Origin of the sequence: Streptomyces sp. NPDC001985 (assembly GCF_040296845.1) — a bacterium.
Taxonomy (GTDB): domain Bacteria; phylum Actinomycetota; class Actinomycetes; order Streptomycetales; family Streptomycetaceae; genus Streptomyces.
The window spans coordinates 29,886-54,942 of record NZ_JBEOYB010000058.1 but is presented as its reverse complement, the minus strand read 5'-3'; the positions used below and the strand labels follow the sequence as shown (position 1 = coordinate 54,942).

Annotated in this window: 22 protein-coding genes; 10 read left to right on the top strand and 12 right to left on the bottom strand. The window is 73.6% G+C overall.

Going from position 1 to position 25,057, the window contains the following annotated elements; all coding sequences use genetic code 11:
- The 4 genes from ABT122_RS24385 to ABT122_RS24370 all read right to left on the bottom strand — a co-directional run.
- The coding region (locus ABT122_RS24385) for a serine/threonine-protein kinase (RefSeq protein ID WP_351556051.1) at positions 1-1,274 on the bottom strand (1,274 nt) is incomplete at its 3' end.
- A 154-nt stretch (positions 1,275-1,428) separates the two neighbouring features.
- Positions 1,429-2,022 carry a GNAT family N-acetyltransferase gene (locus tag ABT122_RS24380; protein ID WP_351556060.1) on the bottom strand — a complete coding sequence of 198 codons (594 nt, stop codon included), beginning with the start codon at positions 2,020-2,022 and terminating at the stop codon, positions 1,429-1,431.
- A 259-nt stretch (positions 2,023-2,281) separates the two neighbouring features.
- Positions 2,282-2,668, bottom strand: a complete 387-nt coding sequence (locus tag ABT122_RS24375; RefSeq protein ID WP_351556048.1) for a hypothetical protein — start codon at positions 2,666-2,668, stop codon at positions 2,282-2,284.
- Positions 2,669-2,784: 116 nt separating this feature from the next.
- Positions 2,785-3,300, bottom strand: a complete 516-nt coding sequence (locus ABT122_RS24370) for an SET domain-containing protein-lysine N-methyltransferase (protein WP_351556046.1) — start codon at positions 3,298-3,300, stop codon at positions 2,785-2,787.
- A 436-nt stretch (positions 3,301-3,736) separates the two neighbouring features.
- Here ABT122_RS24370 and ABT122_RS24365 point away from each other — a divergent pair, with 436 nt between their 5' ends.
- The 3 genes from ABT122_RS24365 to ABT122_RS24355 are packed head-to-tail and all read left to right on the top strand — an operon-like array spanning position 3,737 to position 6,566.
- A complete protein-coding gene (locus ABT122_RS24365; RefSeq protein ID WP_351556043.1) occupies positions 3,737-4,537 on the top strand; it encodes an ABC transporter ATP-binding protein in 801 nt (266 codons plus the stop codon).
- On the top strand, positions 4,534-5,406 hold the full coding sequence (locus tag ABT122_RS24360; protein ID WP_351556040.1) for an ABC transporter permease: 873 nt from the start codon (positions 4,534-4,536) through the stop codon (positions 5,404-5,406). The genes ABT122_RS24365 and ABT122_RS24360 overlap by 4 nt, the downstream gene beginning before the upstream one ends.
- 47 nt (positions 5,407-5,453) lie before the next feature.
- Positions 5,454-6,566: an ABC transporter substrate-binding protein gene (locus tag ABT122_RS24355; RefSeq protein WP_351556037.1), complete on the top strand. Its 1,113-nt coding sequence runs from the start codon at positions 5,454-5,456 to the stop codon at positions 6,564-6,566.
- Between the two features lie 28 nt (positions 6,567-6,594).
- On the opposite strand, the gene ABT122_RS24350 is transcribed toward ABT122_RS24355, so the two are convergent.
- On the bottom strand, positions 6,595-7,968 hold the full coding sequence (locus ABT122_RS24350) for a cryptochrome/photolyase family protein (RefSeq protein ID WP_351556034.1): 1,374 nt from the start codon (positions 7,966-7,968) through the stop codon (positions 6,595-6,597).
- A gap of 354 nt (positions 7,969-8,322) precedes the next feature.
- Between ABT122_RS24350 and ABT122_RS24345 the strand changes: the two genes are divergently transcribed.
- Positions 8,323-8,808: an Lrp/AsnC family transcriptional regulator gene (locus ABT122_RS24345; protein WP_351556057.1), complete on the top strand. Its 486-nt coding sequence runs from the start codon at positions 8,323-8,325 to the stop codon at positions 8,806-8,808.
- Positions 8,809-8,869: 61 nt separating this feature from the next.
- On the top strand, positions 8,870-9,556 hold the full coding sequence (locus ABT122_RS24340; protein ID WP_351556031.1) for an HAD family hydrolase: 687 nt from the start codon (positions 8,870-8,872) through the stop codon (positions 9,554-9,556).
- A 224-nt stretch (positions 9,557-9,780) separates the two neighbouring features.
- Here ABT122_RS24340 and ABT122_RS24335 read toward each other — a convergent pair whose 3' ends face one another.
- Positions 9,781-10,689, bottom strand: a complete 909-nt coding sequence (locus tag ABT122_RS24335; RefSeq protein ID WP_351556028.1) for a M56 family metallopeptidase — start codon at positions 10,687-10,689, stop codon at positions 9,781-9,783.
- A complete protein-coding gene (locus ABT122_RS24330) occupies positions 10,686-11,054 on the bottom strand; it encodes a BlaI/MecI/CopY family transcriptional regulator (RefSeq protein WP_351556026.1) in 369 nt (122 codons plus the stop codon). The genes ABT122_RS24335 and ABT122_RS24330 overlap by 4 nt, the downstream gene beginning before the upstream one ends.
- Before the next feature lie 166 nt (positions 11,055-11,220).
- Between ABT122_RS24330 and ABT122_RS24325 the strand changes: the two genes are divergently transcribed.
- From ABT122_RS24325 to ABT122_RS24315, 3 genes are all read left to right on the top strand, one after another.
- The gene (locus ABT122_RS24325) at positions 11,221-11,721 is read left to right on the top strand and encodes a hypothetical protein (RefSeq protein WP_351556023.1); all 501 of its coding nucleotides are present in this window, start codon (positions 11,221-11,223) and stop codon (positions 11,719-11,721) included.
- A gap of 91 nt (positions 11,722-11,812) precedes the next feature.
- A complete protein-coding gene (locus ABT122_RS24320) occupies positions 11,813-12,541 on the top strand; it encodes a DUF305 domain-containing protein (protein ID WP_351556020.1) in 729 nt (242 codons plus the stop codon).
- 100 nt (positions 12,542-12,641) lie between these two features.
- Positions 12,642-13,514: a F510_1955 family glycosylhydrolase gene (locus tag ABT122_RS24315; protein WP_351556017.1), complete on the top strand. Its 873-nt coding sequence runs from the start codon at positions 12,642-12,644 to the stop codon at positions 13,512-13,514.
- Between the two features lie 64 nt (positions 13,515-13,578).
- On the opposite strand, the gene ABT122_RS24310 is transcribed toward ABT122_RS24315, so the two are convergent.
- Positions 13,579-14,607, bottom strand: a complete 1,029-nt coding sequence (locus ABT122_RS24310) for an SDR family oxidoreductase (RefSeq protein ID WP_351556014.1) — start codon at positions 14,605-14,607, stop codon at positions 13,579-13,581.
- A 341-nt stretch (positions 14,608-14,948) separates the two neighbouring features.
- Between ABT122_RS24310 and ABT122_RS24305 the strand changes: the two genes are divergently transcribed.
- Positions 14,949-16,016, top strand: coding sequence for a chitinase (locus ABT122_RS24305; protein ID WP_351556011.1), 1,068 nt, complete (start codon positions 14,949-14,951; stop codon positions 16,014-16,016).
- Positions 16,017-16,057: 41 nt separating this feature from the next.
- Here the strand turns inward: ABT122_RS24305 and ABT122_RS24300 are convergent, their stop codons facing one another.
- From ABT122_RS24300 to ABT122_RS24285, 4 genes are all read right to left on the bottom strand, one after another.
- Entirely contained in the window at positions 16,058-17,884 is a 1,827-nt protein-coding gene (locus ABT122_RS24300) for an alkyl/aryl-sulfatase (RefSeq protein WP_351556008.1), read from the bottom strand.
- A gap of 158 nt (positions 17,885-18,042) precedes the next feature.
- A complete protein-coding gene (locus ABT122_RS24295; protein WP_351556005.1) occupies positions 18,043-21,255 on the bottom strand; it encodes an amidohydrolase family protein in 3,213 nt (1,070 codons plus the stop codon).
- Positions 21,256-21,400: 145 nt separating this feature from the next.
- On the bottom strand, positions 21,401-22,993 hold the full coding sequence (locus tag ABT122_RS24290) for a DEAD/DEAH box helicase (RefSeq protein WP_451068905.1): 1,593 nt from the start codon (positions 22,991-22,993) through the stop codon (positions 21,401-21,403).
- Between the two features lie 134 nt (positions 22,994-23,127).
- On the bottom strand, positions 23,128-23,331 hold the full coding sequence (locus tag ABT122_RS24285) for a cold-shock protein (RefSeq protein ID WP_018536328.1): 204 nt from the start codon (positions 23,329-23,331) through the stop codon (positions 23,128-23,130).
- 1,183 nt (positions 23,332-24,514) lie between these two features.
- On the opposite strand from ABT122_RS24285, the gene ABT122_RS24280 reads away from it, so the two are divergent.
- Positions 24,515-25,048, top strand: coding sequence for a DoxX family protein (locus ABT122_RS24280; protein ID WP_351556002.1), 534 nt, complete (start codon positions 24,515-24,517; stop codon positions 25,046-25,048).
- Positions 25,049-25,057: the final 9 nt, after the last annotated feature.

Sequence of the window (25,057 nt, the reverse complement as noted above, 5' to 3'; positions counted from 1 at the left end):
CCCCCCGCAGGGGTGGACTCGCTCGTCTGGAAGATCCTCGCGCACTCGCTGTGGAGCACTCCCCGCGCGACCAGTTCCTCCACCGATCCGGCGGCGGCGAAGGAGGCGTTCAGAGCGAGCCAGGGGTCGGGCCACTGCGCCTTGCTGTCCAGGTCCTGCTGGACATAGTCGGCGATCGCCTCGTCCCGGATGACGGTGCCGCCCTCGGTGAACGCCCGGTAGTCCGCGATGAGCTGGCGGTGGATGCCGAAGACATCCATGCCCGCGGACACCTGCTCCCCTGCCGGGCCCTTGGCCGGCACCCGGTCAGGCTTCGACGCCTGGACCGGCGCGGGGTGCCCGGCGTGGATGGGAGCCATGTCGTCCCACCTCGCCAAGGGAGTCAGGGGACCGCGCTCGGCGGCGAGTGCGTTCAGCAGATCCCGGACATCGGAGGCTTCGGCGGGACGGTCCTCGGGCCTCTTGGCGAGCAGCCGACCCAGCAGGCGGCTCAGCTCGGGGGGAATGTCCGGGCGTACCGCATCAATGGGCGCGGGGATCGTGCCCATGTGGTGGTTGGCGAGTTGGACGATGTCGTCGCTGGCCTCAATGTAGAACGGAGGGTCCCCCGACAGCATCTCGTACAGCACACAGCCCAGCGCGTAGAGGTCGACCGCGGCAGTGACCTCGCCGACCCTGAACTGTTCAGGGGCCATGTAGTGGTACGTCCCCTGCGGAAATCTGCTGGTGGAGATCGGGTCGTTGGCGGTGTCGTCGAGGAATCGTCCCAGGCCGAAGTCGAGTACCTTGACCGTGCCCTGCCGGGTGAGCATCACGTTGCCCGGCTTCAGATCTCGGTGGATCACCCCCTCGGCATGGGCTTCGGCCAGCCCTGCCGCGATCTGCGCGCCGATCTCGGTCACCCAGTCGATCGGCAGCGGTTCCACGTCGAGGACGAGATCCGTGAGGGTGCATCCGTCCAGTAACTCCATGACGAGATAGGGGTGACCGCCACCCGCCTCGTCAATACCGCCCTCGATGATTCGGGGAAGATTCCGGTGGTCGAGGCGGCGCATCATCGCCGCCTCCCGGCGGAAGCGCCTCACCAGACTCGGGAAACCCATCGCGTCGACCGAGGAGCCCGCCCGGTTCTTCAGGATCGTCTTGAAGGCGACCAGGCGCGCGGGCGAGTCGACAGGCGCATGGAGATCCTCGGCCTGGCGCACCTCGCCCATCCCGCCCCGGCCGAGTGAGACCCCCAGACGGAACCGTCCTCCGATGGACTCCTGGACCACGCGCACTCCCTCCGGCAATGACGGGGCGCGGCGCCGCCGGAACCACGGCCGCCCCCGTCCGAGAGACGGCATCGTATACGCGGCCCCGGCGGCTTTCAGGGAAGTCGCGGAAGCTGGCCGAAGACGGCCGGGAGGCCGTACGGACCGGGCCCGTTCAGCCGGTTCGCGGTTCCCGCCACATCGGCCACACCGGGGGGCCGTCCGGGAGGACGAGTGGGGGCTCGTCGGTGGAGAAGCCGAGGCGGCTGTAGAGCCGGCGGCTCGATGGGCTGCTGGCCTCCAGGTAGGCGGGGCGCGAGGTGCGGTCGCAGCGGTCGAGGGCCGGGCGGAGGAGGGCGGTTCCGAGGCCTCGGCCCTGGTGGGCGGGGTCCACGGCGATCAGCCAGAGGTAGTCGTGGGCGCGCTTGGGGTGGACGCGGGCCGTCAGCCGGGCCATGGTCTCGATGCGCTCGTTTCCGGGGTCGATCGCGGCGCGCAGCTCCGCCGGACCGGTGTCGTCCTCGCTCATGCCGCCGTCCGGCACGGGCAGCCAGAGCGCCACGGCCGAGCCGTCGTCCAGGAGATCGATGCGGCCGGCGGCGAGGACGATGTCGAAGAAGGCCGCCATCAGACGGTGATGGGTCGAGCGCCGGTGCTCCTCCCCCGGGAAGATCCAGCCGCTCACCGGGTCCTGGTCGAAGCCCGCGGCCAGCAGGCCCGCGACGGCCTCCCGGTCGCCCGCCCCCGCGCTGCGGATCTCGGCAGTCATCTCCGTCACCCCTCGGTCTCCCCCGGTACGACACCCGGACGAGGCCAGCGTAGACGAGGCGTACGACAGCCCGCCGCAATCACCGCGACGGCGGCACAGGGCGCGGGTCACCGGGGTTCACGCGGTGGTCAGTCACCCCTCCGGTGTCCCCGGCGTCCGGGGGCGGCGGGGGCCGGAGGCGCCCTGGGGCGGTCCGCTCACGCCGTACGGGCCGGACCGGCCCCGACCGGGTGTCGTGACGCGCGGGACGGCCCCGGGGTCACATGGAGCCGGCGATGCTGGGCGGCGCGAAGAGATGGCGCGCGCGGTGCTCCAGCCCCAGCGCGCCGGAGCCCTCCCGGGTCCGCTGCGACAGGGACTCGTTGGTGACCCGGGACTCGTAGAACATGCAGGTGGTGCAGGCGTGGTCGTATGCCGGGAGATCTCCCGGGTGCCCGGTCGCTATGTGCTGGGCGAGACGGATCTGCGAGGCGACCGCGCTGTCCATGAAGTCGTAGTCCGCGTCCGGCTTGCCCCGGCGGTGTGCCTCGTCCAGCACTTCGAGAACGTGCTTCATCGCCTTGTACAGATCGGTGCACTTCTGACAGCCCCACATCCAGGGGGGCGGCAGCGGCCACTCGTCGGCGGAATGAGCGTCGTCATCCATGCGGTCACGGTAGCGGCTGCCACCGTCACCGATAGCTGATCCACCGCACAGTATGCGCCAACTCGGCGGCGGCGGGGGCGCCGGCCGGCCGGGGTGGCCGGCGGCGCGGGGCGGGTTCACGGGGCGGCCGGGCCGTCGAGGAGATAGGGGGCGACGGAGTCCCGGTAGGCGTCCCGGCGCGCGGCGGGGAGATCCTTCCAGCCGGTGACCCGGCCCCGGCAGAGCGGTGAGCCGCATCCGCACAGGGCGGGGAAGTGCTCGATGGAGAAGTTGCGCATCGCGTAGTCGAAGGTGATCTCGCGGCCGGCCGCGATGGCGCGGCGGGCGAAGAGATCGTGGGCCCCGGAGGCGTTGAGCCGCACCCCGCACTCGGGGTCGCAGGAGTGGTTCACCTTGGGCATCAGACCGCCGTGCCGGACAAATCGATTCCAGCCGATCTGAGAGGCATGGGAGTCGTTGCGGTCGAGCTCGGCCTCGATGACCCCGTCCAGCACCAGCTCTCCCGTGCGGAAGGTGCGGGTGGCGAACACCCCGCCTCCCTTGCCCCGCGCCTCCCGGAGTTCGGCACCCGGGCCCCGGACCGCCGCCCCCGGCACAGTGGTCACGGCGGTGTCGGAGTTCTCACGAGTCACGGGGGAGCCCTTCGATAGAACGGGCGGAGCAGGAGTGCGCGCGCAGCGGGAATCGGGGCACCGGGTGTCACCGGAGCTCTCCGCCGGACCGCGGACACCACCCACACAACAGCACTGGCCCCCCGGGCGCCAGGCCCCTGCCCTCCCGGGTATTTCCGTGCCGGGCCCGGGGGCGTCCCGCGCCGCCGCCGCGCCGGGAGGCACCCAGTGCCCGTACCCGGGCCTTCCTCCGGAGCGCACCGGGCTCCAGCGCCGGGCCCCCGCACCGGGAGCGCCGGGCCCCCGCACCGGGCTCCCGCGCCCCGGCGTCGCGGGCGCCCCTCGGCACCCGGGGCCGGCGCGGCCCCTTCCGCCTCCCCCGCCCCCTTCCCGTATCTGACGGTTCGTCATATCGTCGTCGGGGCCCTTCATCAGAACTCCGCGCCGAGGAGCCGCCGTGGGAGAGCCCGATCCGACACCGCCGGCACCGCCGAACAAGCTCCGCGCCACCGCCCTGACCCGGGACTTCGGCCGGGGCCCGCGTGCCGTGCACGCGCTCGGCCCGCTGGATCTCTCCGTCGCGCCCGGCGAGTTCGTCTGTGTCGTCGGCCCCTCCGGCTGCGGGAAGTCCACCCTGCTGCGGATCGCGGCCGGGCTGCTGCGCCCCTCCGCGGGTGAGCTGGAGATCAGGACCGGGTCCCCGAGACCCGCCGCGATGATCTTCCAGGACTACGGCATCCACGACTGGAAGACGGTCCTCGCCAACGTCCGCTTCGGGCTGGACATCCAGCGGACGCCCCGCCGGGAGGGCGACGCCCGGGCGGCGCGGTGGCTGGCCCGGATGGGGCTCTCCGATGTCGCGGACGCCTATCCGTCCGCCCTCTCCGGCGGGATGCGCCAGCGGGTCGCCATCGCCCGCGCCCTCGCCGTGGAGCCGGAGATCCTGCTGATGGACGAGCCGTTCGGCGCCCTCGACGCCCAGTTGCGCACCATCCTCCAGGACGAGCTGCTGGAACTCACCCAGTCCACCCGCACCACCACCCTCTTCATCACCCACAGCCTGGAGGAGGCCATCGTCCTCGGGGACCGGGTGCTGGTGATGTCCGCGCGACCGGGCCGGATCATCGCCGAGCGCCGGCCGCCGTTCGACCGTCCGCGCTCGGCCGGTGTGCGCTCGGCGCCGGAGTTCACCGCGCTCAGAAGCGAGCTGTGGGAGCTGCTCCGCGGTGAGGTGCGCGCCGGGGCGGTCCCGGTATGAGTACGGCGAGCGGGAGCCCGGAGGGCACCGACGGGCATGTGCTGGTGCGGCGTCCGGGCCCGCGCGAGCTGCACCCCGTGCGCGCCCACCGCAGGCGCCGGGCCCTGGAGGTGTCGCTGGCCGTCGCCGTCCCTCTCGTCCTGCTGCTGCTCTGGCAGCTCGCCGCCGGGAACGGCTGGATCGATCCCCGGGTCTATCCCGCGCCGGGCACCATCGCCGCGGACGGCTGGGAGCGCGCGGCCGAGGGCGCGCTCTGGCCGGATGCCCGGGCGACCCTGGGGCGCGTGCTCGCGGGGTACGCCGCCGGCAGCGCCGCCGGATATCTCCTCGGGCTGCTCATGGGATCGTTCTCCCTGGTCAGAGCCGCGCTCGAACCCATGCTCGACGCGCTGTACGTGGTGCCCAAGCTCGCTCTGCTGCCGGTCTTCCTCAATATGTTCGGGCTCGGCGAGGGGCCGCAGATCGCACTCGTGGCGACCACCGTCTTCTTCTTCGTCTGGATCTCCACCATGGCCGCGGTGATCGCCGTGCCCCCCGGGCACCGTGACGCGGGCCGGGTCTTCGGCGCCTCTCCCTGGCAGATGTTCCGCCATGTGCTGCTCCCCGCGTCGCTGCCGGCCGTGCTGGTCGGTGCGCGGATCGCGGCGGGGGTCGCGGTGCTGGTGATCGTCGCGTCCGAACAGATCGCGGCCACCGAGGGGCTGGGGCATCTGATCTTCGACTCCCGGGCGCTCTTCCGGAACGATGTGATGTTCGTCGGGATCGTCTGTGTCGCCCTGCTCGGTGTGGTCCTCTCCGAACTGGTGCGGCTCACCGGCCGGCTGCTCACCCCCTGGGCCCCGCGCGACCGCGGACCGGGCCGGTCGTGAACCGTCGGACTCGCGGAGGGGCGACGCGCGCGCGGACGAGGGCGGCCGTGCTGCTGGCCGCGGGGGCGCTGCTCGTCTCGGCGGGGTGCGGCGGACCGGGCGCGGGTCCGGCGGACGGTCGGGCCGCGCCGCGCACGGTGGTGCCGGTCGCCGGGTGCGGCGGGGGTGCCTGGACCGACCCGGCCGATCTCTCGGCGGACCGGGCCCCCGCGCGCTGCGAGCGGGGCGCGCCCGCGCCGCGGCCGCTCGCGAAGAAGCGCCGGCTCACCCTGGTGAGCTCCACTCTGAGCGCCGAGTACGCCGCACCCCTCGTGGTGGCGGCCCGCAAGGGCGAGTTCGCCCGGGAGAACCTCGATGTCACCCTGCGGGTGCTGCCGACACCGGACGCGCTGCCGCTGCTGGCCAGGGGCGAGATCGACGCCCAGTGGGCCGCGCCCGAGGCCGCCGTGGTGAACGGGGTGGCCGCCGGGTTCGACATCAAGTGGGTCGCCGGGAACTTCTCACCCGGGCGGGGGTCGAAGAGCGGTCTGTGGGTGCGGCTCAGGGACGGCGAGAGCGCGGCGCGCGTCCCGATGGCGGGCCGCACCCTGGGGACGATGATCGGCAAGGGTTCCGTCATCGCCTACCCCCTGGCCCGGGCGCTGCGGCGGCACGGCGGCGGCCTCGACCGGATCGGGTTCCAGCAGCTCGGCTCCGCCGATGTCCTCACCGCGCTGCGCAACGGCGCGGTGGACTCCGCCTGGCTGCTCGACCCCGTGTGGCGGATGGTGGACGGAGATCCGTCGTACGCCTTCCTCGGCGGCCAGCCCGCCGGTGAGCCGCTGGGCGGGCTGCTCCTCGGCCCCGGGCTGCTGCGGGCCGACCCGGACGCGGGCGTGGCCCTGGTGCGGGCGTACATCCGCACCGTGAACACCTGGTTCGCGGGCGACTACAAGCGCGACGCGGCGTTCGCGGGCGAGCTGGCGGGGCTGCTGAAGACGGAGCGGCCGGTGCTGACGTCCACTCCCTCGCTGCGGATGGACTGGGAGATCCGCGCCGGTACGACCGACCGCGTCCAGGGGGCGTACCGGGACGCGGGGGTCGTGGACGGCGAGCCGGTGCCGGAGGAGCGGGCCGTGGACCGCTCGCTCTACGAGGAGGCCGTGGGGCACCGTCGCTGAGGGAGTGCCAGGGCGCCGCCGGACCGTGTCAGCCGATGCCCCGCGCGTGCTGGAACCGGGCCAGGGCCTCCGGCAGGCCGACCAGTGGCGCGGGGTAGTCGTACCGGGCGCGCTCCTCGTCCGGGAGCCGCCAGGGCTCGTGGACGGCGGACCCGGCGAGCCCCGCCAGCTCCGGGACCCAGCGGCGGACGTAGTCGCCGTCGGGGTCGAAGCGCCGGCCCTGGCGGACCGGGTTGAGGACCCGGTTGGGGCGGGTGTCGGTGCCGGTGCCCGCCGCCCACTGCCAGTTGAGCTGGTTGTTGGCGATGTCGCCGTCCACCAGGTGCGCCAGGAAGTGGCGGGCGCCGACGCGCCAGTCGGCGTACAGCGTCTTGGTGAGGAAGGAGGCGGCGAGCAGCCGGCCCCGGTTGTGCATCCACCCCTCGTGGAGGAGTTGGCGCATCGCGGCGTCGACGACCGGATAGCCGGTGCGGCCCTCCTGCCAGGCGGTGATCTCGTCGGCGGCGGCGCTCCCGGAGCGCCAGTCGTCGTGGCGGGTGCGGTAGTCCTCGGCGGCGGCGGCCGGGCGGGCGGCCAGCACCTGGTGGTGGAAGTCGCGCCAGGCGAGCTGCCGGACGAACGCCTCGGCGCCGGGGCCGCCCCGGGCACGGGCCCGGTGGACGAGTTCGACCGGGGAGAGGGTGCCGAAGTGGAGATGGGGCGAGAGCCGGGAGGTGGCGTCGCCGGGGAGGTCGTCGTGCCGGTCCTCGTAGGCGTCGAGGCCGCTCCGGGTCCAGGCGAGCAGCCGCCGCCTGCCCTCGCGCTCGCCGCCCGCGGCGAGCCCCGGCGCCACCCCGGCGAGGCCGCGGCGCTCGGGGAGCGGATCGGACGCGAGATCCTCGGGGACGCTCACCCGGCGGGGGGCGCCGTGCGGGGTCCGCAGCCGTTCCTGGGACCAGCGCCGGAAGTACGGGGTGAAGACGGCGAAGTGGTCGGAGCCGGCGGGCACCACCGCTCCGGGCGGAACGGCGGTGATCACAGAGTCGTGGACATGGAGCCGGCAGCCGAGGCGCTCGGTCTCCCTCCGGAGCGCCTCCTCCCGGCGGCCGGCGTAGCGGGAGACCCCGGCCGCGAGATGGAGATCGCCGGCGCCGGTCTCCGCGATGACCTTCGCGGTCTCCTCGGCGGTCCGTCCCGAGCGGACGACCAGCCGCCCGCCGCGCTCGCGCAGCGCGCCGTCCAGATCGCCGAGGCAGTCGGCGAGGAAGGCGCGGCGGTTGGGCGCGTCGAAGCCGGCGCCGTGGATGCCGCTGTCGAGGACGAAGAGCGGCACCACGGCGTCGGAGGTGTCGAGGGCGGCCCGCAGCGGCGGATGGTCGCGCAGCCGCAGATCCGAGGTGAACAGGACGACGGAGACCGTCATGGCGCCACTCCTGGGGAGGGTTCGGGGGGTGGGGTGTGTCGGCAGGGGGTTCCCTGCGGGAGGCGGGGGCGGATGCACCGGGGTGCGGTGAACGGGGCGGCCCGGTGCATGTTGGGCCCGGTGCCGGGGCCCGGTGCCGGGGTGCGCTGACCGGAGCGGCCCGGTGCCGGGGGGCGGTGACCCGGGCAGCCGGGTGCCGGGGTGCGGCGACCGAGGAGGCCCCGGTGCCGGGCCCGCCGTCGCGGGGGCGGATATGCGCGCCGGTGTGGCGGGGCGGCGCGGGTGGGGGCGGTGAAGGCCGTTGGTACGGTCGGGACCGGACTGAGCGACCAGGGAAAGGGCCGGTGGAGCACCATGGCGGTGGACGCGCTCGACACCCGCATTCTGCGGCTGATGATCGAGCAGCCGCGCACCAGCGTGCGGGAGTACGCCCGGCTGCTGGGCGTCGCGCGCGGCACGCTCCAGGCGCGGATCGACCGGCTGGAGCGGGAAGGTGTGATCACCGCGACGGGCCCCTGGCTCTCCCCCGCCGCGCTCGGCCACCCGGTGCTGGCCTTTGTGCACATCGAGGTCACCCAGGGACATCTGGAGGAGGTCGGGGAGGCACTCGCGGCGGTGCCGGAGATCATCGAGGCGTTCTCGATCACGGGCGGCGGCGACCTCCTGACCCGGGTCGTCGCCCGGGACAACGGGCATCTGGAGGACGTCATCCAGCAGCTGATCCGGCTGCCGGGGGTCGTGCGCACCCGGACGGAGATGGCGTTGCGGGAGCGGGTCCCGCACCGGCTGCTGCCGCTGGTGGAGTCCCTGGGGCGGGCGGCGGGCGGCGCGCCGAGATGAGTACGGGTGAGCCCGGCACCGGATGTCACCGGGCCGGGGGCGGCTTGGCATGCTGGAGCACATGAGCAACCTCCGTACCACCTCAGTCATCTTCGATCTCGACGGCACGCTGGTGGACAGCGAACCGAACTACTACGAAGCGGGACGCCGGCTGCTCGCCGACTACGGGGTGACCGACTTCGGCTGGGAGCGCCACACCGACTTCATCGGCATCAGCACCCGCGAGACCCTGACGGCGCTGCGCGCGGAGCACGGCATCGACGCGCCGGTCGCGGAACTGCTCGCCGGTAAGAACCGGCACTATCTGGAACTGGTCCGGGCGGGCACCGAGGTGTATCCGCAGATGCGGGCGTTCGTGGAACTGCTGCACACCGAAGGGGTGCCGATGGCCGTGGCCTCCGGCTCGTCCCGGGCGGCGATCGAGGCGGTCCTCGCGGTCACGGGCCTGGACGCCTTCATCACCACGACCGTCTCCGCCGAGGAGGTCCCCCGGGGCAAGCCCGAGCCGGATGTCTTCCTGGAGGCGGCCCGCCGGCTGGGCGCCGAGCCCGCCCGGTGCGTGGTGCTGGAGGACGCCCCGCCCGGCGCCGCCGCGGCGCGGGCGGCGGGGATGCGCTGCATCGCCATCCCCTATGTCCCGGCGACCGTCGCGGACCCCGCGTTCCGCTCGGCCGAGCTGCTCTTCCCCGGGGGCCAGGACGAGTTCACCGCTCGGGCGGCGCACGACTGGCTGTCGGCCGCGTCCTGAACCGCGGTCCTGAACCGCGGTCCTGAGCCGCGCACCCCCGCACCACGGCCGCCGCACCACCCCGCCGCACCACCGCGAGACCAGCTATACCACTAAGCTGATTAGCGGTACCGTGAACCACGGCACCACGCCGGCCGGTGGCTCTCCTGGGCCATGCGCACCGCGCACAGCCGCCAAGGAAGCAGGAGGGCCACCGTCCGCGCCCACCCGGAGCGGGACGACGGTCAGAGCGGGCCGCACCCCAGCAGCAGCGGCAGGACCGGCGCGGTGAACGACGCGGCGACGATCCCCAGCCTCGCCGCCCGGGACGGCCCCGCCTGCGGGTCGAGAATGCGGTGCAGCCGTACGAGGGTGTCCGGGCCGCCCGCGCCGAGTCCGGCACGCGGCGCGCGGCCGGCCGCCACCTCGCACAGGGCCGTGGCCAGGGCGTCCCGCGAGTGGCTCCGCAGGGCGCGGTCGTCGGCGGCCATCTCCAGCAGCAGCGCGGTCTGCCCGCGCACCCGCCGGGCCAGCGGCAGCCCCGGGAAGGCGGCGGCGAACGCCCCGGCCGCCAGCAGCGGGAGATGGTGACGGCCCCGCAGATGCGCCCGCTCGTGCGCCAGGACTGCCCGCACCTGCTCCCCCGTCAGTACGTCGAGGGCACCCCGGGTCACCACGACGCGGCGGTCCCGGCCGGGCAGGCAGTACACCGCCGGAACGGCGTGTTCCACGACCGTGGCGCCGTACCCGGGGGCCTCGGTGCCGATCATCAGGAGCAGATCGGCGTGGCGGCGCCGCTCCCGGCGGGCCCGCCAGGCCGTGCCGGCCAGCAGCCCGAGCGGCAGCAGCACCACCCCGGCGGGCACCAGCAGCAGACTCGCGCCCGCCGGTGACAGCGAGCCCCAGGCCGCCGCGCCCACCGCCTCCCCGCAGGCGCTCAGCAGCCCGGTGAGCCACTGGTGGGCGGAGCGCCCGGCGAGCAGCAGATGGCAGACGGCGAGGGCGGTGGCCACGACGAAACTCAGGGCCAGCGCCTGCCAGGCGAGCACGGCGGCGGCCGGGGCGCGGTGGGTCCACCCGGCCCGCACCAGGGCGTACGGCGCCACGGCGCCCGCCAGCAGCGCGTACCCGGCCGAGGCCAGGACGGTGCTCACTGATCGCTCCGGCGCTTGGCGGCCCGCAGCGCGGCGCGCAGCGCCTGGATCTCGTCGGCGGAGATCTGCTCCACGAAGCTCAGCAGCACCCCGGCCGGGTCGGGGTTGTCCTCCAGCGCGTCCTGCATCCGGGCGGCGGTGTACTGCTGGCGGGTGCAGGTGGCCGTGTAGAGCCAGGCCCGGCCTTCCTTCTCCCGGCTGAGCAGGCCCTTGGTGAAGAGGATGTCGGCGACCGTCTTCACGGTGCTGTAGGCGATCGGGCGCTTCCTGTTGAGGTCGTCGCGGACCTCACGGGCGGTGGCGGAACGGCCCCACGCCCAGAGCCGGTCCATGATCTCCGCCTCCAGCTCACCCAGCTGTCGCACGCCCGCTCATCTCTGTCGCCCCCGGTGTCCCCGGTCACCCATCGTAGCCGCCGGTACCGTCCCGTATGCGCGGTGCGAGTGCCATGCCGCTTAGCGGAACCGGGAGGGGGTGGGGAGCGATCGCGGCCCGGCACCTGGGTTAGGGTCGGGCACGGAGGTGGGAGTCATGGACGCGCGCCGGAGCATGCGGGCGGCAGGTGCCTGGGGGCATCTGCTGCTGGTGGCCGTGCTCGCGCTGGGTGTCTTCGCGATGCACACCACCGGACACCCCGACAGCGGCTCCGGAATGACTCACTCCGCAGCCGCCCCGGCACCGGAACCGGCCCCGGCTTCCGAAGCCGCCGGCCCCGCCGGCGTCACGCATCCGGCTGACACCGCCACCGGAAGCGGAACCGGAACCGCAACCGGAACCACCACGGCGGCCACCACCGGAACCGGCACGACCGACGGCGGCGGCACCGCCCATGACCAGGGCATGGCAATGGACATGTCCACGCTCTGTGTGGCGGTGCTCGCCGGCTGGGTCCTCGCGGTGCTGCTGCGCGCGGCGCTCAGCCGCCGGACGGAGTGGCTGCCGGCGCTCCGCGCCCTGGTCATCGCGTCCCTGCGGCCCCATCCCCCACCGTCCGGACCCGACCTCGCGCGACTGTCGATTCTGCGGATCTAGGCCGAACGCCACCGCGGGCGCACCACGCTGCCCGCGCCCCGAGCGTCTCCGCCACCGATCCGACAGAACAGAACAGCACGAGGTGTCATCCATGACCATCAGGTCCTCCCTCAGCACTGCCCCGCGCGGCCCGCGCGCCCGCCGCCGTACCGCCCTGGTCGCCGCCGTCGCCGCGGCCGGACTGCTGCTCACCGCCTGCGGCGGCGACAGCGGCGACAGCGGTTCCATGGACGGCATGGACCACGGCGGCTCCCGGCCGAGCACCGGTTCGGCCAGTGCCCCGGCCGGCGGGAAGAACCCCGCGCCGGGCGCCTTCAACGACGCGGACGTGATGTTCGCGCAGATGATGATCCCGCACCACGAGCAGGCCCTGGAGATGTCCGCGCTGGCGGACGGCCGCGCGCGGGACGCGGAGATCAAGAAGCTCTCCGCGCGGATCGCCGGTGCCCAGAAGCCCGAGATCGAGAAGATGAGGTCCTGGCTCGCCGCCTGGGGCAAGCCCGAATCCGCCGGCGGCGGCATGGACCACGGCTCGGAATCGGGCTCGGGATCGGAATCGGGCTCCGACGCGGAATCCGGCTCCGGTATGTCCGGAATGATGACCGCGCAGGACATGGCGGGGCTGAAGGCCTCCCAGGGCAAGGACTTCGACCGGAAGTTCGCCCAGCTGATGATCGACCACCACCGGGGCGCGGTGGAGATGGCCGAGGACGAGCGGAAGAACGGCCGGAACGCCACCGCCAGGAAACTCGCGGACGAGGTGGTCGCCGGCCAGTCCACCGAGATCGACGAGCTGACCGCGATCCTCGGAAGGCTCTGAGCCCCCACCCTCCCGGGCCGGCCGCCACACGGCGGCCGGCCCCCCTCCGCTCCACCGGACCACGGGTCCGCCCGGACCCCTCTCACCTGATCAGGACCCCATGAAGATGCGTCGTACCGCGCTGACCGCCTCCGCCGCCGCGCTGGTGCTCACCCTCGCCGCCTGCACCGACTCCGGCTCGTCCGGAGCGAAGGACACCGAGGGCGGGGCCCCCGCCATCAGCCATATCCACGGAGTGGGCATCGGCCCGTCCGACGGCAAGCTCTATGTGGCCACCCATGAAGGCATCCACACCCCGGACGCGAAGGGAGACCCCCGGCTCGTCGGCGACCGCGAGGACGACTTCATGGGCTTCACCATCACCGGGGACGGCAGGTTCCTCGCCAGTGGCCACCCGGCGCCCGGCCGGGACGCCCCCGCCAACCTCGGCCTCATCGAGAGCCGCGACTCCGGGGTCTCCTGGAAGGACAGGTCACTCGTCGGCGAGGTCGACTTCCACTCCCTCGAATACGCCCACGACACGATCTACGGCTACGACAGCACCAACGGTGTGCTGCGGGTGAGCGAGGACGGCACCCGCTGGGAGAAGCGGAGCGAGCTGACCGCGCTCGATCTCGCGGTGAGCCCCGACGACCCGGGGACGGTGCTGGCCACCACCGAGTCCGGGCTCACCCGGAGCACCGACGGAGGCAGGACCTTCGGCCCGGGCGCGAAGCCCGCCCTGGCGTTCATCTCCTGGCCCGTGAAGGACGCCCTCTACGGCATCGACCCGTCCGGCGGGCTCAGCCGCAGCGCCGACGGCGGAAAGAGCTGGAAGCGGGCCGGGACCGTGCCCGGGGGTGCCCCGCAGGCACTGACCGCGCTCGACGCGCGGCGGCTGATCGCGGCCACCCAGGACGGGGTGTACGAGTCGGAGGACGGCGGCGCCACCTTCGACAAGCGGCTCGACGTCACCTCCGGCGGCGGGCACTGACGGCGGCGCCCCGCCGTGCGCCGGGGGAGCGGGCGCCGCGTCCCGGCGCCCGCTCCCCCGGTCCTCACCGCCGGCGCTCCCCGGCGGGGGGTCCGCCGAAGTCGCCGGCGTGGTCGCGGGCCCATCGGCCGTAGTCACGGGCCGTGCCGCCGGTGACATCGGCGGCGGTGACCCAGGGGACGGAGGGCTCGGCGTACTCCCCCTCGGGGTGCCCGTCCCCGGACCCGGACCCCTGCTCGGACCCGTGCCCGGACCCGGACCCGTGCTCGGACTCGCGCCGGGCCGCCCCCTCCGACCCCTCCGATACCGCCGATACCGCCGATGCCTCCGGCTGCCCGGGCTCCTCCGCGGCGCCGGTGGCGGCGCCCGAGTAGTCCTCCCAGCCGAAGAGGAAGTCCGCGTTGTCGGCCGCCCACCCGCCCTGGCGCCGGTAGAAGTCGCGGGCCTCCTCCGCCGTGACCTCGTCCAGCCGGATCGGCTCGCCGATGGCCTCGGCGATGGCGGCGACCTGCTCCCGGTGGCTCAGGGTCCCGGGTCCGGCCAGGCTGTACGCCCGGCCCGCGTGGCCGTCCCCGGTGAGCGCGGCGGCGGCGACATCCGCGATGTCCGCCTCGTGGACGGGGGTGCCCGACTCGTCGGGATACACATCGACCACCCGGCGCTCCGCCCTGATCGAGGGCCCCCACAGCTGGAGCGAGTTCAGTGCGAACTCCCCCGGCCTGACATGGGTCCACTCCAGACCCGAGCGCTCCACCGCGCGCTCCACCGGGTAGTGGTACTCGGTGTCGTACCCGGCGGTGACGGCCGCCGACGACAGGACGACGATCCGGCGCACCCCGGCCTCCACCGCCAGACCCACCACCTCGTCGACGGCCTCGCCGACCGGGAAGAGCAGCATCGCCGTCACCCCCTTCAGCGCCGGCGGAAGGCTCTCGGGGCGGGCGAGATCGCCCTCGGCCACCGGCAGACGCGCCGGGAGGCGGGCCGTGGCGGGCCGCCGGGTCAGCGCACGGACATCCCGTCCCTCCGCCAGGAGCCGCCGAATCACCCACCGGCCGATATTGCCCGTCGCTCCGGATACCAGAATGGTCATACCGCTGTCGTCCTCCACGCTCGCGACCAGGGGCGCCCGGGCCCGCGCGGGCGTCCGCGCCCGCGCCCGCCGATCGGGTCGACCGGGTCGATCGGGCGGCCCAGCAGCCTATCCCGGGCCCCAACAGCCTTTTGTGTGCGCCCCATTGACGGTTGGTCTGGACCAACCTACCGTTTGGCCGTCGCACCACGTACGTCTCCAGGCCCCCACGTCCAGGAGGTGAGCGTGCCCCCCAGCCCCGTCCCCACGGCTCCGGTCCCGGCCGCGCTCACGGCCGTACCCCCTGGTCCCACCGGCCTGCCCTGCCCCTCACGGCACGAATGGCACAAAGGGAGCTCCGTATGATCCGTCGGACACTGCGCCTGCTGGGCGCCGCCGGACTGGCGATGGCCTTTCTGGCACCCCTGCCCGCCGCCGCGGCCCCGCCGCCCACCGCACCACCGCCGCTCGCCGAGACCTGTGCGGTCAAGTCGAAGCCCGCGGGCAAGGTCCTCCAGGGGTACTGGGAGAACTGGGACGGCGCGGCCAACGGCGTCCACCCGCCCTTCGGCTGGGTCCCGATCACCGACTCCCGTATCCGCGCCCACGGCTACAACGTGCTCAACGCGGCCTTCCCCGTGATCCGCTCGGACGGCACCGTCCTGTGGGAGGACGGGATGGACACCCGGGTGAAGGTCCCGACCCCGGCCGAGATGTGCCAGGCCAAGGCGGACGGTCAGACCATCCTGATGTCCATCGGCGGCGCGGCGGCCGGGATCGACCTCAGCTCCAGCGCGGTGGCCGACCGGTTCATCGCGACGATCGTGCCCATCCTGAAGAAGTTCAACTTCGACGGCATCGACATCGACATCGAGACCGGGCTGGTCGGCAGCGGCAACATCAACCAGCTGTCGGCATCGCAGTCCAACCTCATCCGCATCATCGACGGGGTGCTCGCCCAGATGCCGCCGAACTTCGGTCTGACGATGGCGCCCGAGACGGCCTATGTCACCGGCGGCAGCGTGGTGTACGGCTCGATCTGGGGCTCGTATCTGCCCATCATCAAGAAGTACGCGGACAACGGCCGGCTGTGGTGGCTGAACATGCAGTACTACAACGGCAGCATGTACGGCTGCTCCGGTGACTCCTACTCCGCCGGAACCGTCGCCGGTTTCCGGGCCCAGACCGACTGCCTCAACCGGGGTCTGGTCATCCAGGGCACCACGATCCGCGTGCCCTACGACAAGCAGGCCCCCGGTCTCCCGGCCCAGCCGGGCGCGGGCGGCGGCCATATGTCACCGAGTCTGGTGGCCCAGGCGTGGAACGGCTACGGCGGCCAGCTCAAGGGTCTGATGACCTGGTCGCTCAACTGGGACGGCTCCCGCAACTGGACCTTCGGCGACAATGTGAAGGCGCTCCAGGGCCGCTGACCGCCCGCGCGCCGGGCGGGCCGACGGGCCCGCCCGGCGCTTCAGGGGGTGACGACGGGGAACGCCGGATCGGGCTCGGTCACATGGGAGAAGAGCCGCGCGAGCAGCGCCGGGTCGCCCTCGGTCCGCACCCCTTCGAGCCCCTTGCCCCCGAGGATGCCCAGCAACTGCGGCCGGGTGAGGGTGAGAGTCAGCCCCGCCCCGGTGCGCGGGGTGTGGTAGAGCGGATAGGCCCGGTGGGTGAGGGCCCCGTTGTGGAGGGTGATGCGGTGCCGGCGGCGCTCGTCGGTGAGCACGGCGTCGATGGTCAGGTCCTCGTCCCAGGCTCCCGGCCCGTCGATCCGGATGGCGACCGAGTCGAGCAGCATCGCGGTGGTGAGGGCGCCCGCCATCTCGGGGTTGGCGCTGTCGAGGACGGCCCGGTTCTCGCCGTGGCGCAGCTCCATGGCGGCCGTCAGGAAGAAGTTGCGCCAGGTGCCGTTCTCCGATCCGTGGCCGAGACGGTCGTAGACATGGGCGAGGGTCTCCTTCGCCTCGGTGTGGGAGGGGTCGGCGAAGACGATGTGGTTGAGGAGGGTGGCGGCGAAGCGCAGATCGCCGTCGGCGTCGTAGACCCGCGCCTTGGCGAGGGCCTGTTCGGTGCCGCCCGCGATCTCGACGTACCGCCGGGCCTGCTCGGCGGGCGGGTGCTCCCACAGATGGGCCGCGTTGCCGTCGAACCACCCCATGTAGCGCTGGTAGACCGCCTTGACGTTGTGGCTCAGCGAGCCGTAGTAGCCGCGTGCGTGCCAGACCTCCTCCAGGGCGGGCGGCAGCCGGATCGCCTCGGCGATCTCGTTGCCGGTGAGTCCGTCGTTGAGCAGCCGCAGGGTCTGGTCGTGCAGATAGGCGTACAGATCGCGCTGCTGCCCCAGGAAGCGGATCACCTTCTCGCGGCCCCGGGTGGGCCAGTGGTGGGAGGCGAACGCGACATCGTATCCGTCGCTGAAGAAGTCGATCGCCTCGTCGAGGTAGCGGGCCCAGACCCGGGCGTCGCGGACCTGCGCGCCGCGCGGGGTCAGGATGTTGTGCATGGTGCGGGTGGCGTTCTCGGCGAGGCAGAGGGCGCGGTGGTCGGGGAAGAGGAAGTTCATCTCGGCGGGTGCCTCGGTGCCCGGGGTGAGCTGGAAGACCATCCGTACCCCGTCCACCGTCTCCTCCTGCCCGGTGCGGGCGATGTCCTTGGTGGGCGGGACGAGGGTGAGGGTGCCGGTGGAGGTGGTCATGCCCAGACCGGCGCCGATCTGGCCCTCGGGGCCCTTGGGGAGCCGGTCGCCGTACATGAAGACGGCCCGGCGGGTCATGGCGTTGCCGGCGTAGACGTTCTCGCTGACGGCGTGGTGGAGAAAGCCCTCGGGGGCGAGGACCGGCACCCCGTCCTCCGCGTCCCGGGGCAGCACCCCGCGCGCGCCGCCGAAGTGGTCGGCGTGGGAGTGGGTGTAGATCAGTCCGGTGACGGGCCGGTCGCCCCGGTGCTCGCGGTAGAGGGCGAGGGCCGCCGCCGCGGTCTCGGCGGAGATCAGCGGGTCGATGACGATGACGCCGTGGTCGCCCTCGACCAGGGTCATGTTGGAGAGGTCGAGACCGCGCACCTGGTAGATGCCGTTGGTGACCTCGTACAGCCCCTGGCGGGCGCAGAGCTGGGCCTGCCGCCAGAGGCTGGGGTGGGCGGTGGCGGGGCAGTCGGCGTCCAGGAAGGCGTAGGCGCCGTGGTCCCAGACGACCCGGCCCTCCGCGTTCCTGATCACGCCCGGGGCGAGCGCGCCGATGAATCCGTGGTCGGCGTCGGCGAAGTCCGCGGTGTCCTCGAAGGAGGGCAGGGGGCTCATGGGTCGCTCCGTTCGGGCGGGGGCGGGGCCGGCGGCGGCGCGCTTCTCCCCTCTCGGTACGGGTCTCATCTCAGCACCGGTCGGGGCTCCCCGCATGTCGTCGCCCCTTCCGGTCCGTGCCCCGGGCGCCGGGGGCGCGGGCCGGAAGGGGCGGGCGGTCACACCGGTGGTGCGCAGCAGCCGTCGCGGTGCATCAGCCGGGCAGCCTCGGGCCAGTCGGTCGCGGTGGCGCCGGGGTCCGTCCGGCGGGGCGGCGCGGTCACCGAGGCGACCAGGCCGGCGGTCTCGTACGGCACCCCGCCCCGGAGCACGGAGACCGTCCGCACCAGCGTGCCGAAGTCCGTGAACGGGTCGCCGTCCACCACCGTGAGATCGGCGATCCGCCCCTCCCGGACCGTGCCGAGGTGCTCTTCGAGGCCGAAGAGGCGGGCGGGGAGCACGGTCGCGGTGCGCAGGGCGGCGGCCGGGGAGAGCCCGGCGCGGTGGAGGGCGCGCAGCCCGAGGTGGAGGGCGAGGCCGACGGGGGTGAGGGGCGCGTCCGTGCCGAGGGCGACCAGCCCGCCGGCGGCGAGCACCCGCCGATAGACATCGGTCTCCGTGCTCAGGGTGGCCAGCTGCGCGGCGGTCGGCCGGGTGGCCGCCGTCCGCCGCACCGTGTCGACGTCCCAGGGCGGCATCACGGCCGTCACCCGGGGGTCGTCGGCCAGCGCCGGGTCCTCGCCCAGCAGGGGTACGGCGGTGAACATGGTGGCGATCAGTGCGAAGCCGGTGCCGGCGCGGTAGATCTCGGTCACGTCGTCGTGGGCGTGGCCCGCGGCGGTCACCGCCCGTCCGGCCTCGCCCCGCTGGGTGGCCTGGAGGTGGGTGGTCAGATCCTGGCCGAGCTGGATGCCCGGGGAGAGCAGATGGCTGCCGGCCCGTACCCCGAGGCGTTCATGGGCGAAGCGGGCGGCCTCCTCCATCACCCAGGCCGGTGCCCGGACGTAGGTCTTGACCGAGTCCCAGTCGAGCGCCGCGCCGCGCTCCAGGCTCCGCCGCAGGCCGTCGCGGGTGCGGTGGGCGCGGCCCATGCTGTAGGCGACACGGGCGCCGTCGAGGAGTTCGCCGCTGGTGAGCAGCCGGGGTCCGGCGAGCTGTCCGGCGGCGACGGCCTCGCGGACGCGGAGCTGTTCATGGGCGAATCCGCCCAGGGAGACGGAGGTGGTGATGCCGTAGGTCAGCTCGCCGACGGACTGACGGGCGCCGTAGGTGCTCTGCCAGGGGTGGGTGTGGGTGTCCCAGAGCCCGGGGACGACGGTGTGCCGGGAGGCGTCGATCCGCTTCAGGGTGCCGGGGCGGCGGGCGCGGTGCGGCTCGACGGCGCTGACGCGCCCGCCGCGCACCACGATGTCGACGCCGTCCCGGGCGGTCTCGCCGGTGCCGTCCCAGAGCTGCCCGGCGTGGATCACGGTGTCGGCGGGGGTGGGGGTCCGCCGGTCCAGGGGTACGCGGACGGTGCGGGCCGTGCCGGTGCCGTCGGCGGCGACGAGCCGGAGCCGGGCGCCGGAGAGATACAGCAGGGTGCGGGAGTCGCCGGACCAGGAGGGGTGGTCGGCGGGTTCGGTGGTGAGGGTGCGCAGCGGGCCGCGCGGGGTGCCGTCGGGGGCGACGGGCAGCAGGGCGAGCGCGGATTCGGTGATCACCGCCAGCCACCGGCCGTCGGGGGACCAGACGGGCCCGGAGCCGTAGCGGTCGGAGAGCGACGCGTGGGGGGCGATGGCGTGCAGCCGGGAGGCGCCGCTGCCGGCGTCGACGATCCGGATGAGGTTGTACCCCTCCCGGAAGCGCAGATTGAGCCGGTTGCGGTCGCAGAGCGCGATCCACCGGCCGTCGGGCGACCAGCTCGGCCGGCCGGGCAGTCCGCCCCCGCCGAGCGGCGCGGCGAGCACCCGTTCCGTGCCGGCCCCCGGGTCGCGGACGATCAGCCGGCCCGTCATGTCCAGACAGGCGAGCCGCCGGCCGTCGGGCGAGAGCGCGGGGTGGACCCGGCCGCCCGTGGCGAGCGGGCGCTCCCGCCCGGTGGCGAGATCGCGCCGGTACACCCCGAGGAGCCCGTCGCGGTCGTCGGCGTACACCAGGGAGCGCCCGTCGGGGGTCCAGACGGGCCCGAGGAGATAGCGGGTGGCCGGTGCCCGGCGCACCCGGCGGGCCGGCCGGCCGCCGGTGGTGTCGGCCAGCCAGAGGCTGTTGAGCGCGGCGAACGCGATCCGCCGCCCGTCGGGCGAGAGCGCGGGCAGATGGATGCCCCGCACCGGCCGCGCCCGGCCGTCGGGCTCCCCGAGGTCGTACTCCTTGGTCCGGTAGCGGGGCCGCTCGACGGGGAGCACGCCCTCGAAGGGAATCCGCCGCAGGGCCCCGGGCCGGTCGGGGTGTACGCGGGTGAAGTGGCCGTCGACGGTGAGGAGCAGCTCCCCCGGGCCGGTCCAGCGCGGGGGCACCGCCGCGATGTCCCCGGCGACGGGGACCGTCCTGCCGTCGACCACCAGGGTGCAGGAGGCCCGCGGGGCGGCGGTGGTCCGCAGATGGGCCAGCCGGCGGCCGTCGGGCGCGAGGGCCGGGGCCAGGATCTGGCCGCCCTCGGGCGCGGTGTGCTCGGCGGTGACGGGTCCGCCCGTCCCGGCCGCGGGGACGGCGGCGACGGTCCGGGCGTCCAGGGTGGTCCCGGTGGCGGTGGTGACCGCACTGGCCCGGACGAAGAGGACGCGGGTGCCGTCCGGGGACCAGGTGGGGTCGTAGTCCTCCCAGGGACCGTCCTGGAGCGGCCCGCTCTGTCCGGGGAGTCCGGTGAGACGGGTCAGCCGCCCGGTGCTCAGCTCCAGCACATGGATGCGGTAGGGGCTGCCCGCCACCGGGTCGCCGCCCCGTTCGGAGGCGAAGGCGATCCGGGTGCCGTCGGGTGACCACGCGGGCCCCCGGTCGTCCCAGGGCCCCTCGGTGCGCCGGCGCCGGTCCGATCCGTCGGGGCGCATGGTCCACAGGTGGAAGCCGCCGTCCCGGTAGGCGCAGAAGGCGACGAGGGTGCCGTCCGGGGAGTGCGCGGGCCGGTTGGGTTCGAGGTCGGGCGGGGTGAGGGGGGTGGCCCGGCCGCCGGTGCGCGGGAGCGTCCACAGGACGCCCTGGATCTCGGCGATCAGCGGGCCGCCGGTGGGTGAGAGCGTCGCCGCCCCGTTGGTGGACTCGGTGAGAAGCAGCCGGAGGGCGCCGCCGCGGCGGGCGGCCCCGGCGGCGGGAGAGGTGGCGCCGACGGCCGTGGCGGCGCCGGTGAGGCCGGCTGCGGCGAGCAGCCGGCGGCGGGAGAGGGAGAAGACGGTGGTGCTGCGGTCACTGTCCATGACCGCACGCTTCCGTATCCCCCGGCCCGTGGACAACACCGCCGGTCGCGCCACGCCGCGGCGGTTTCGGCCGGGCGGGCGGCGGAGGGGGAGGACATGCCGGTGCGGGGCCGGTCACCGGGTGACCGGCCCCGCACCGGAGGGGTCAGCGTGCCCGGCGGACCCGGGCGGCCTTGCGGGCCTCGGCGGTCTGGCGGGACTCGGCGCCGCGGCGGGACTCGCCACCGGAGCGGCCGGAGCCGGACCCCGGGGCGGGACGGCCCCTGCGGGTGCCACGGCCGAGGAACGGCGCGTTGGTGCGCTGCTTGGCCGGGCGCTCGGGAGCCGCCGGGGCGGTGACGACGACGGGGACGCCGGAGGGGGCCTGGGCGCCGGTGATACGGCTCAGCTCGGCCTCGCCGGAGCGGACCCGGGTGGTCTCCGGGGTGATCCCGGCGTCCGCCATGAGACGGGTCATCTCGCGGCGCTGCTCGGGCAGCACCAGGGTGACGACCCGGCCGGACTCACCGGCGCGGGCGGTACGGCCGCCCCGGTGCAGATAGTCCTTGTAGTCGCTGGGCGGGTCGACGTTGACGACCAGGTCCAGGTCGTCGATGTGGATGCCGCGCGCGGCGACATTGGTGGCGATCAGCGCGGTGACCTGCCCGGTCTTGAACTGGGACAGGGTGCGGGTGCGCTGCGGCTGGGACTTGCCGCCGTGCAGCGCCGCCGCGCGGACCCCGCTCTTCAGCAGGTGCTTGGTGAGCTTGTCCACGGCGTGCTTGGTGTCCAGGAACATGATCACCCGGCCGTCGCGGGCGGCGATCTCCGTGGTGGTGTCGTACTTGTCCGCGCCCTGGACGTGCAGAACGTGGTGCTCCATCGTGGTGACCGCACCGGCCGAGGGGTCGACCGAGTGGACCACCGGGTCGCTGAGGTAGCGGCGGACCAGCAGGTCGACATTGCGGTCCAGGGTGGCGGAGAAGAGCATCCGCTGACCGTCGGGGCGGACCTGGTCGAGCAGCTCGGTGACCTGGGGCATGAAGCCCATGTCCGCCATCTGGTCGGCCTCGTCCAGGACGGTGATGGACACCCGGTCCAGACGGCAGTCCTTGCGCTCGACGAGGTCCTTGAGCCGGCCGGGGGTCGCGACGACGACCTCGGCACCGGCCCGCAGCGCGCCGGCCTGCCGGCCGATGGACATTCCGCCCACGACGGTGGTCAGACGGACCTCCAGCGCGCGGGCGTAGGGGGTGAGGGCGTCGGTGACCTGCTGGGCCAGCTCCCGGGTGGGGACGAGGACCAGGGCAAGCGGCTGACGGGGTTCCGCGCGCCGGCCGGCGGTGCGGACCAGCATCGCCAGACCGAAGGCGAGGGTCTTGCCCGATCCGGTGCGTCCCCGGCCGAGGACATCGCGTCCGGCGAGGGAGTTGGGCAGCGTGGCCGCCTGGATCGGGAACGGCTCGGTGACGCCGAGACCACTGAGCGTGGTCAGGAGCTGGGACGGCATGTCCAGCTCGGCGAAGGCGGTGACCGCGGGCAGGGCGGGTGTGGTGCTCTCCGGCAGGGCGAAATCCCCCTGCGGCGCGGGCCGGCCGGAGCCGCCGGAACGGCCGCCCTGTCCACCCTTGGGACGGAATCGGGAGCCGCGGCCGGAAGAGCCCCCGGCGGGCGATCCGCCCTTGCGGGGGTTGGGGAAACGGCTATTGGTGCGAGCTGGGCGGTTCAATGGGGAACCTTTCCTCGACAGGGCACGCATCGAGGAATTCCCGGCAGGAAATAAGCCGAATGAATTGCAAGCACGAGCCGGTAGTAAAAAGTCTGGCGTAAAACGTCAACGAGCTGGGGCCCGACCATACGGTGCGGACCCCAGCTGCGTTGAGTGCTTCAGTGTCAGGCGGGAACGATGTTCTCGGCCTGGGGGCCCTTCTGGCCCTGGGTGACGTCGAAGTTCACCTTCTGGCCTTCCTGAAGCTCACGGAAGCCCTGGGTGGCGATGTTCGAGTAGTGGGCGAAGACGTCGGGGCCGCCACCCTCCTGCTCGATGAAGCCGAAGCCCTTTTCCGCGTTGAACCACTTCACGGTGCCAGTAGCCATGTCTAAAACTCCTTCGGGGCATGATCCGGGGGCCACACTGTGCGAACCCCGGTGTCGCCGCGATGATTGCCCCGTCCGGAAACTGCGCCGAAAACAAAAAGTGCCTTTGATGACTCAGAGTCATCAGCGGCACTTGAAGCGTTTGGGAACCACAACTGCAACTTCCAACAACACTAGCACGGCATCGGCCCGGGGCACGACGACCCCCGAATCTTTCTTCCGTGTCGCCATCCGTATTCCTCCGGTACGGCGAATATTCCCGTACGGGACACCGCGCGGGACATCGCACGGGAGACTGCGCGGGGCGGCACGGGGACCGCACGGGACACCGTCCGGGACCGCCACCCGGGACCGCCGTCCGGGGGAAGGCGCCCGCACCGGCGCATCACCGCGTGCTCGGGCCGGCCGCCCCGGTGGCCGCGTCCCGGCCGGCGCGCGGCGGGGACGCGGCCACCGGGACCCGTGCACGCGGCACGCTGACGGCGGCCGGTATCCAGCCCGCCGCCTGCGCGAACACCGCACCAGTATTGGTCCAGACCTTTACGCGGGGAGCGGGAACTTATAGCGTGTCGGCAGATGCGAACGTATGCCGCCGTTTCATCAACCCCCCACAAGGAGTTCCGCGTTGACAGGACATCTGTCGGCGTCCACCGCGCCGCACATCAGGGCACCCCACCGCCCGATCAGGCACTCAATGTCATGCACACCTCACGCTCGGCTCACCTTCGACGGCCGTTCCGGGAAACATGACAGACCTGCCGATGCCGACGGGGACACCGCGCCGCCAATCGAGGCGCTCGAAGCGCCCTCGCACCGTTGAGGCCACGGCCGCCCGGCTGACCGCCGGCCGTTCGACCCGCTCGATCCGCCCGATCCGTCCGCACGACCTTCGCCGTCATCCGGTGACAGCCGATGGCATCTGATGGCGGAAACCGCGAGTGGCGGCGACCGCCCCCGCTCGCGCGGAACGGCTCCAAGGCGGCCTCGGCCCGACCAGGCTCCCACTTCACGCATCTCTGACCACACCGTTGACGCCGTGTCGCGTCGCCATGCGTCCGTACTGGCGGGATCAGTACGGACCCCGGCCGGTGCGCTGCGCGCACACGGTCCGGTCAGGCGCGGCAGGGCACGGTTCAGCCACCCCCACACGAGCTGGAACCACGTCATCAGGAAGGACGCATTCATGTCGCGTCATCTGGCCAAACGAGGCAGCGGCACGCTCCAGGACGCTGCCGAGCGACCCGTTCCTCCACTGGACCGGCCCGGCAGGCGCCGGAGGGCCGCACCGGCCCTCAGCACCGCCCTGAGCCGGTACCGCCCCCACAGCACCACGATTCTCCGGGTGTCCGTCGGGCTCGTCTTCATCTGGTTCGGCCTGATGAAGTTCATCCCGGAGGCCAGCCCGGCCCAGGATGTCGCCACCAGGACCATGGACGTCCTGTCCTTCGGTCTCGTCCCGGCCGAGGCCACCCGGCCCCTGCTGGCCCTCTTCGAGACCGCGATCGGCGTCGGCCTGGTCACCGGAGTGCTGCTGCGGGTGGCGCTGGCGGCCTTCTTCGTCCATATGGCCGGAGTCTTCTCCGCGCTGCTGATCCTGCCCGGGGAGATGTGGAACGGGCCCATGGCCACCCCCACGCTGGAGGGGCAGTACGTGATCAAGAACGTGGTTCTGATCGCCGCCCTGCTCGCGGTGGCCGCCGACGAGAGGCGCACCTGACCGGACGCG

Excerpts from the sequence above, each read along its gene's own strand:
- ABT122_RS24380 (WP_351556060.1), bottom strand. The coding sequence starts at position 2,022 with ATGACTGCCGAGATCCGCAGCGCGGGGGCGGGCGACCGGGAGGCCGTC.
- ABT122_RS24375 (WP_351556048.1), bottom strand. The coding sequence starts at position 2,668 with ATGGATGACGACGCTCATTCCGCCGACGAGTGGCCGCTGCCGCCCCCC.
- ABT122_RS24360 (WP_351556040.1), top strand. The coding sequence starts at position 4,534 with ATGAGTACGGCGAGCGGGAGCCCGGAGGGCACCGACGGGCATGTGCTG.
- ABT122_RS24350 (WP_351556034.1), bottom strand. The coding sequence starts at position 7,968 with ATGACGGTCTCCGTCGTCCTGTTCACCTCGGATCTGCGGCTGCGCGAC.
- ABT122_RS24345 (WP_351556057.1), top strand. The coding sequence starts at position 8,323 with ATGGCGGTGGACGCGCTCGACACCCGCATTCTGCGGCTGATGATCGAG.
- ABT122_RS24340 (WP_351556031.1), top strand. The coding sequence starts at position 8,870 with ATGAGCAACCTCCGTACCACCTCAGTCATCTTCGATCTCGACGGCACG.
- ABT122_RS24325 (WP_351556023.1), top strand. The coding sequence starts at position 11,221 with ATGGACGCGCGCCGGAGCATGCGGGCGGCAGGTGCCTGGGGGCATCTG.
- ABT122_RS24320 (WP_351556020.1), top strand. The coding sequence starts at position 11,813 with ATGACCATCAGGTCCTCCCTCAGCACTGCCCCGCGCGGCCCGCGCGCC.
- ABT122_RS24315 (WP_351556017.1), top strand. The coding sequence starts at position 12,642 with ATGAAGATGCGTCGTACCGCGCTGACCGCCTCCGCCGCCGCGCTGGTG.
- ABT122_RS24310 (WP_351556014.1), bottom strand. The coding sequence starts at position 14,607 with ATGACCATTCTGGTATCCGGAGCGACGGGCAATATCGGCCGGTGGGTG.
- ABT122_RS24305 (WP_351556011.1), top strand. The coding sequence starts at position 14,949 with ATGATCCGTCGGACACTGCGCCTGCTGGGCGCCGCCGGACTGGCGATG.
- ABT122_RS24300 (WP_351556008.1), bottom strand. The coding sequence starts at position 17,884 with ATGAGCCCCCTGCCCTCCTTCGAGGACACCGCGGACTTCGCCGACGCC.
- ABT122_RS24295 (WP_351556005.1), bottom strand. The coding sequence starts at position 21,255 with ATGGACAGTGACCGCAGCACCACCGTCTTCTCCCTCTCCCGCCGCCGG.
- ABT122_RS24290 (WP_451068905.1), bottom strand. The coding sequence starts at position 22,993 with ATGCGTGCCCTGTCGAGGAAAGGTTCCCCATTGAACCGCCCAGCTCGC.
- ABT122_RS24285 (WP_018536328.1), bottom strand. The coding sequence starts at position 23,331 with ATGGCTACTGGCACCGTGAAGTGGTTCAACGCGGAAAAGGGCTTCGGC.
- ABT122_RS24280 (WP_351556002.1), top strand. The coding sequence starts at position 24,515 with ATGTCGCGTCATCTGGCCAAACGAGGCAGCGGCACGCTCCAGGACGCT.